Annotated in this window: 6 protein-coding genes, 1 tRNA gene and 1 riboswitch; of the genes, 5 read left to right on the top strand and 2 right to left on the bottom strand. The window is 61.9% G+C overall.

Annotation, left to right across the window (positions count from 1 at the left end; all coding sequences use genetic code 11):
• From B5E67_RS15715 to B5E67_RS07010, 5 genes are all read left to right on the top strand, one after another.
• Positions 1-223 (top strand): hypothetical protein (locus tag B5E67_RS15715; protein ID WP_204246533.1); only part of this gene is annotated, 223 nt, incomplete at its 5' end.
• 142 nt (positions 224-365) lie between these two features.
• Positions 366-1139: a type III pantothenate kinase gene (locus B5E67_RS07025; RefSeq protein ID WP_087368969.1), complete on the top strand. Its 774-nt coding sequence runs from the start codon at positions 366-368 to the stop codon at positions 1137-1139.
• Between the two features lie 123 nt (positions 1140-1262).
• Positions 1263-1339, top strand: a tRNA-Arg gene (locus B5E67_RS07020).
• A gap of 146 nt (positions 1340-1485) precedes the next feature.
• Positions 1486-1800: a TIGR04076 family protein gene (locus tag B5E67_RS07015; protein WP_087384302.1), complete on the top strand. Its 315-nt coding sequence runs from the start codon at positions 1486-1488 to the stop codon at positions 1798-1800.
• 16 nt (positions 1801-1816) lie between these two features.
• On the top strand, positions 1817-2263 hold the full coding sequence (locus tag B5E67_RS07010) for a flavodoxin family protein (protein ID WP_087384298.1): 447 nt from the start codon (positions 1817-1819) through the stop codon (positions 2261-2263).
• A gap of 156 nt (positions 2264-2419) precedes the next feature.
• Here B5E67_RS07010 and mgtA read toward each other — a convergent pair whose 3' ends face one another.
• Positions 2420-5107, bottom strand: coding sequence for a magnesium-translocating P-type ATPase (gene mgtA, locus B5E67_RS07005; RefSeq protein WP_242956850.1), 2688 nt, complete (start codon positions 5105-5107; stop codon positions 2420-2422).
• A 251-nt stretch (positions 5108-5358) separates the two neighbouring features.
• Positions 5359-5519, bottom strand: a riboswitch (M-box (ykoK) riboswitch).
• A gap of 58 nt (positions 5520-5577) precedes the next feature.
• Positions 5578-6927, bottom strand: a complete 1350-nt coding sequence (locus B5E67_RS07000; RefSeq protein WP_087384291.1) for an MATE family efflux transporter — start codon at positions 6925-6927, stop codon at positions 5578-5580.
• Positions 6928-7012 lie beyond the last annotated feature (85 nt).

The raw sequence follows: 7012 nt of genomic DNA, 5'->3' as shown, positions 1-7012 counted from the left end.
CCTGTATGAATTACTTTTTGGAATTTTAAGTGTTTCCAACACTTTAAAGGTTCCGTTACAAGTATTCGATATTGTTCAATTTTCAAGGTCCTGTCCGCTCAGCCTCTCGGCTGGCGACCTGTTTATTTTACCACAGCGTTTTGAACTTGTCAAGCACTTTTTTCGAAGTGTTTTTCAGTTCTTTTCGCTTTGTGGGCCGCCCCGTCAGGGCGCTCACATATAGTACTACCTTTCCCTCTTTTTGTCAACCCCTTTTTTCAACTTTTTTCAGGATTTTGTTTTCACTTGCGATTTTGCCTGTCTCGTCGTACAATAGAGGCAGGTTCTTATCTATTATATATAGGAAGTTATAAGAGAGGCCTGCCATGATTCTGACCGTCAACATCGGCAACACCCATATCACCGTCGCCGCCTATATAGGAGGCGTCCTGCATTTCTCCGGAAAACTGTCTGCCGCTTCTGCCACATCGGATGAATACGCCATCCGTCTGATCCACCTTCTCACCCTGCATCACGCCGACCCCCAGCAGATTGAGGGGGTCATTCTGGCCAGCGTGGTGCCGGCTCTCACCGGGAAGGTCATTGCCGCTCTGCGGATGCTCACCTCGGTGCGGATCATGACGGTGGGTCCCGGCCTGAAAAGCGGCCTCAAGCTCCGTCTGGACCAGCCCGCCCAGCTGGGCGCCGAACTGCTGTGCGGCGTGGTGGCGGCCATGGCCGAAGGCCCGGCCCCCATGGCGGTGATCTTCTCGGACACCGCCCTGTCCATTATGGCGGTCAACGCCCAGAAGGAACTGGTGGGCGGCGTCATCCTGCCCGGTCCCCAGCTCTCCATGACCAGTCTGGTCCAGAACACCGCCCAGCTGCCCCAGGTGGATCTCACCGCCCCGGCTCCCGCCTCGGTGCTGGGCAAGAACACTTCCGCCTGCCTCCAGGCCGGTCTACTGCTGGGCACCGCCTGCCTGTTGGACGGCCTGGCCGACCGCTTCCGGGCCGAACTGGGCCCCGAGACCCGTTTCTATGCCACCGGCAACCTGCCCGCCAACCTCCGCAAGGCCTGCCGCACCTCCATCCTCTACCGGGAGAACCTGGTGTCCGACGGCCTGTACCGCATCTGGCTGCGGAACCGCAAGGGCTGACTTTGTCCTATATATAATAGAATGCAGGGCGGTTCCATCGACCGTTCCCGCCAAAAATTCCATTTGCATTTTGCTCCAAAGTATGGTATACTCTTTGGTGCTGATGGTTTCATCAGCTCATGTGCGGTCGTAGCTCAGCTGGATAGAGCGTTGGACTCCGACTCCAAAGGCCAGAGGTTCGAATCCCCCCGGCCGCACCACAAAAAACACCCTGCATCCTCAAAAAGGTTGCCGGGTGTTTTTCTTTTTGTCTTGAAATTCATATCGCGTTCAGCAAGCGCCCTTCCCCTTTCCTCCCGGGCGGCGGTGTGCTACAATAGGCACACACCCCACAGGAGGAACCGCCATGAAACAATGCAGAATCACCGTCATGCGGATGGCGCGGTACGACGACCTCATCGCCGCCTATGAGAACCCCATCCTTCACGCCTGCGACCTGAAGCCGGGCCAGGTGTTCATCGCCAACGGCTGGGAAAAGCCGGAAGGCCTGTGTCAGAGCGCCTGGGACACCATGTCCCCCTTTGTGCTGGCCCTGAGCCACGGCGGCCAGAACTTCTACGACGGCTGGATGAAGAATCCCCGTTCGGCCATGATTTCCTGCAACGACGGCTTCCGGCCGGTGAGCTTTTTGATCGAGGCCCTGGACCAGGACGCCCAGTGACCCAAAGGAGAACGCCATGAAAACCGCAATCTGTTATCTTTCGTTCCACCACGGCAACACCCTGCAGGTGGTGCAGGCCATGGCCCGGGAGGGCGCCGCCGACCTGGTGGACGTGCGGACCCGGCAGGCCGTCCATCTGGAGGACTACGACTGCATCGGGTTCGCCTCGGGGATTTACGGGTTTGAATACCACAGGGCCGTGGTGGAATTCGCCCGGCAGTACCTCCCCCAAAACAAAAAGGTCTTTTTCGTCTGCACCTACGGCGGCGCCAAAGGCTCCGGCTCCAAGGCCCTGCGGGCCCTTGCCGCCCAGCGGGGCTGCACCGTGGTGGGCGAATTCGGCTGCAAGGGCTACGACACCTTCGGCCCCTTCAAGCTGGTGGGCGGCCTGGCCAAGGGCCATCCCAACGCCCAGGACCTGGAGCGGGCCCGGGCCTTCTTCCAGCAGATCACCCGGGAATAACCCCAAACCACAGACAACAAAAAATCCGCATGTTCCCTGCCGGCATCCGGCGGAAACAGCGGATTTTTTCGTTGTGAGGGGACCTCGCGGCCCGATGGTGTTCCATCGCGGCCGCCGGGCTGGGTCGGGTGTTCCATGGTGTGTTCCTTTTTCAGATTACAGCCAGTTGTGATACCGGCGGATGTAGTGCTTCTTGGCCAGGCTTTCCAGCAGGATGTAGCCCGCCACAATTCCCGCCAGGGCGGCGAAGTAGCCCGCAGGCAGAGCGGTCAGGCCCAGAGCCGGAGCCAGGGGCGTAAAGGGCAGCACGGTCACCACGCCGATGCCCGCCAGCGTCAGGGCGGTGAGCGGGGCCGAGGCGCGGCTCTGGATCAGGGGCAGTTTGGGGGTGCGGATCATGTGGATGACGATGGTCTGGGTCCACATGGAGGCCACAAACCAGCCGGTCTGGAACAGGGCGGCCCAGGCGTCTTTGGCGGCGGGGTCGGTGAGCTGGGTGTACAGCTTGCCGCCGGCGGAGGCCGGGCAGAACACAAAGTACATCAGCAGGAAGGTGAGGATGTCAAACACCGAGCTCACCGGGCCGTTCCAGAACATGAACCGGCCGATGCCGTCGGCATCCCAGCGGCAGGGGGCCCGGAGATAGTCCTCGTCCACGTTGTCCCAGGAAATGGCGGTGCAGGACAGGTCGTACACCAGGTTCAGCAGAATCAGCTGGAGGGCTGTCATGGGCAGGAAGGGCAGGAATGCGCTGGCTGCCAGCACCGACAGCATGTTGCCGAAATTAGAGGAGACGGTCATCTTGATGTACTTCATCATGTTGGCGTAGGTCTTGCGGCCCTCGATGAGGCCTTGTTCCAGCACCATCAGGTCCTTGTCCAGCAGGACAATGGAGGCCGACTCCTTGGCGATATCCACGGCGGTGTCCACCGAGATGCTGACATCCGCGGCCCGCAGGGCGGCGGCATCGTTGATGCCGTCCCCCATATAGCCCACGCAGTGGCCGTTTTTCCGCAGCAGCTGGATGATGCGGGCCTTCTGGGCCGGGGACAGCTTGGCGAACACCGACACCGTCTCGGCGCGGCGGGCCAGCTCCTCGTCGCTGAGGGCGTCCATCTCGCTGCCCAGCAGCACCCGGTCGGCAGGCAGGCCCACCTGGCCGCAGATGGCGCAGGTGACCTTCTCGTTGTCGCCGGTGAGGATCTTGACCTGAACGCCGTAGTTGTTCAAGGCCTCAATGGCGGCGGCCGCGGTGGCCTTGGGCGGGTCCAGGAAGGCCAGGAAGCCGATCAGCACCATATCGCACTCATCGGCGGTGGAGAACTGGCCTACCGGGGCGGGATTGCTCTTCTGTGCCACCGCAATCACCCGCATTCCCTGGGCGTTCATCCGGTCGGCCTGGGCCAGTACCTGGCGGCGCAGGTCATCGGTCAGGGGCAGAGGCTGGCCGTCCCGTTCGGCCCAGGCGCAGCAGGACAGCATCTCCTCCACTGCGCCCTTGGTGACCATCTGGGTCTTGCCGGCGGTGTCGCAGACCACCACGCTCATCCGGCGGCGCTCAAAGTCAAAGGGCACCTCGTCCACCTTGCGGTAGGTCTGGACCAGGGTTTCGGCCCCCAGCTCCTGCTGCTTTTCGATGACCGCCAGGTCGATCAGGTTTTTCAGCCCGGTCTGAAACCAGCTGTTCAAAAAGGCGTGGCGCAGAACCCGGTCGTTGGGCCGGCCGTCGATGTCCAGGTGCATTTCCAGCACTACCTTGTCCTGGGTCAGGGTGCCGGTCTTGTCGGTGCAGAGGATGTCCACCGAGCCCAGATTCTGGATGGCGTTCAGGTTCTTGATGATGACCTTCTGCTTGCTCATGGCCAGGGCGCCCTTGGCCAGAGAGGTGGTGACGATCATGGGCAGCATCTCAGGGGTCAGGCCCACCGCCACCGAGATGGCGAACAGCAGAGCCTCCATCCAGCTGCCCTTGGTGAAGCCGTTCAGCAGCAGGACCACCGGGGCCATCACCGCCATAAACCGGATCAACAGCCGGGATACCGAGCCGATGCCCTTGTCAAAGGCGGTCTTGGGGGGCTTGTCGCTCAGGGTCCGGGCGATGGCGCCGAACATGGTATTGCCGCCCACAGCCACCGCCACCGCGCGGGCGCTGCCGCTGACCACGGTGCTGCCCTGAAACACCAGGCAGGGCAGCTCGGTCAGGGGCAGGTCCCGGCTGTCGGGCTCGCCCCACTTTTCCACCGGCTCGCTCTCGCCGGTGAGGGCCGACTGGCTCAAAAACAGATCCTTGGCGCTGAGAATCCGCAGGTCCGCCGGGATCATATCCCCGGCCGACAGGTGGATGATGTCCCCCACCACGATCTCCTCCATGGGGCGCTCGGCCCGCACGCCATCGCGCTCCATGCAGGCGGTGGTGTGAATCATGGCGGTGAGCTTTTCGGCCACGTTGCTGCTGCGGGTCTCCTGGACAAACCGCAGCACCCCCGACACCACCACCATGACGGTGATGATGACCACCGTGGTATAGCTCCGCTCTGCCGGCGGGGCAAACACCACATCCGTCAGGGCCGACACCACCGCCAACAGCAGCAGCACCAGCGAGAACGGATCGGCGAAGGCCTCCAGCAGCCGCCGGGGACCGCTCTTGCGCTTGACCCGGGCCAGACGGTTGGCCCCAAAGGTTTCCCGGGCGGCCTCGGCCTGTTCCTCGGTCAGGCCGGCCGGGGCGGTGCCCAGCTTTTCCATCAGTTCCTGTTCGGTGCAGGCCGCAGCCTCCCGCAGGCGTGCATCCGACAGCTTGGCGGCGGTGTTCTGCGCCGCGGCATATGCTTTGATCCATTTCATCATCATGATGTGATCCTCCCTTCCCGGGAGAAGGGCGCAAAAAAGCGCCCGTCTCCACCGTTTCCGGCAGATCACGGACGCACAGAGCGCACGGAATCAAGGCATCAGGCCGGGATGCCTGTACCCTCTCCAATGGCTGTGCTGTCTGCGGTCTGCCCGCCTTCGTCTACTGCTGGGGTCCATTGCATCCACCTGCCTTTCTGGACCAAAAAACAAAATCCCGCTCGTCCGACAGGACAAGCGGGCAAAAAACACACATACGTTCGCCTGAGCTTTAGCTCTGCAGGGCGGTGTAGCTGCATTATGATGCGCCTTGTTGCGACGCATCCTGTTCAGACCTGCGCACGGTGTCTCCACCGTTTTGCGGCAGCAGCCCATATCCCTGTAGGAGCCTTACCTATCAAACGCCTACACTGTATCACAGCCTCCCGGGAATGTCAACCCGATTTGTTTGAGGATTTTGTGAACCTTCACACCGCCGCCGGCCGGTCCAGGGCGCCTTTGCGCCGCAGCCAGGCCATCGCAATCAGGCAGACCACCACCGACAGCAGCGAGCCGGCCACGGCGGCGCAGCCCATGGGCAGCAGCGTTTCCGGGAACAGCAGGGACATGAGATAGGCCCCCGGAATGCGGATCAGCACAATGGACAGGGCGTTGTGGAGGAAGGACACCCCCGACCGGCCATAGGCGCAGAAATACCCGCTGAAGCTGAAGTGCACCCCGGCGAACATACAGTCCCAGATATAGCCCCGGATGTACTGGCTGCCGGCGGCCACCACCCCGGGGGTGCTGTCAAAGAGGGCCACAATGTTTCCGGCGGTGAACTGCACCACAATGCCCACCACCAGCCCAAAGCCCAGGCACATCCCCACCGCATACCGGAGGGTCTGGGCGGCCCGGTCGTATTTGCCGGCGCCGATGTTCTGGGCCGCCAGGGCCGACACGGTGGACAGCATCGAGCTGGGCACCAGGAACACAAAGCTGATGACCTTTTCCACAATGCCCACGGCGGCCGCGTCGTCCAGGCCGCGGCTGTTGGCGATGACGGTAATCAGCAGAAAGGAAATCTGGATGAACCCGTCCTGCAGGGCCACCGGCACGCCCACCCGCAGGATGGAGCCCAGCACGTCCTTTCGGGGGCGGAAGCTGGCTTTCCCCAGGGTGAGGGCGGTTTTCTGGCGGGTCACCATCACCAGGGACACCACCACGCTGAGGGTCTGGGACAGGGTGGTGCCCAGAGCCGCGCCCGCCGGGCCCAGGTGCATCCCGCCGATGAACAGATAGTCCAGCAGGATATTGGCCGCGCAGGCCACCGCCACAAATTTCATGGGGCTCCTGGAGTCTCCCAGCCCCCGGAAAATCGAGCTGATGATGTTATAGGCGGTGATAAAGGGAATGCCGATAAAGCAGATGATGAGATACTGCACCGTTCCCTCCACCGCCTCGGCGGGGGTGGACATCACCGCCACAATGGGCCGCACCAAAGCCAGCAGCACCGCCGTCAGCACCACCGACAATCCCATAAACAGGGTGACGCTGTTGCCGATGGCCAGGGAGGCCTTTTCCCTCTCCTGACCTCCCACTGCCCGGCCGATGGCGATGGTGGTGCCCATGGCCAGGCCCACAATCATGACGGTGATCATGTGCATCACCTGGCTGCCGATGGACACCGCCGTGATGTCCGCCGTACCGCTGAACTGGCCGGTGATGAACAGGTCGGCCATACCGTACAGGGTCTGCAAAAAATAGGCCAGCAAATAGGGCAGTGAAAATCCCACAATGTTGCGGAATACGCTGCCCGTCGTCAGATTCTTTTCCATACACATCCGGCCGCATCCATGGCAGCCGCCCCTCCTTCAGGCAATACTTTATTCCAGTAAACACCCAAATTCCCGGCCTGTCAAG

Origin of the sequence: Faecalibacterium sp. An122 (assembly GCF_002160895.1) — a bacterium.
Classification (GTDB): domain Bacteria; phylum Bacillota; class Clostridia; order Oscillospirales; family Ruminococcaceae; genus Faecalibacterium.
The sequence above is the reverse complement of the archived record's forward strand: the minus strand, read 5'-3'. Positions and strand labels throughout refer to the sequence as shown.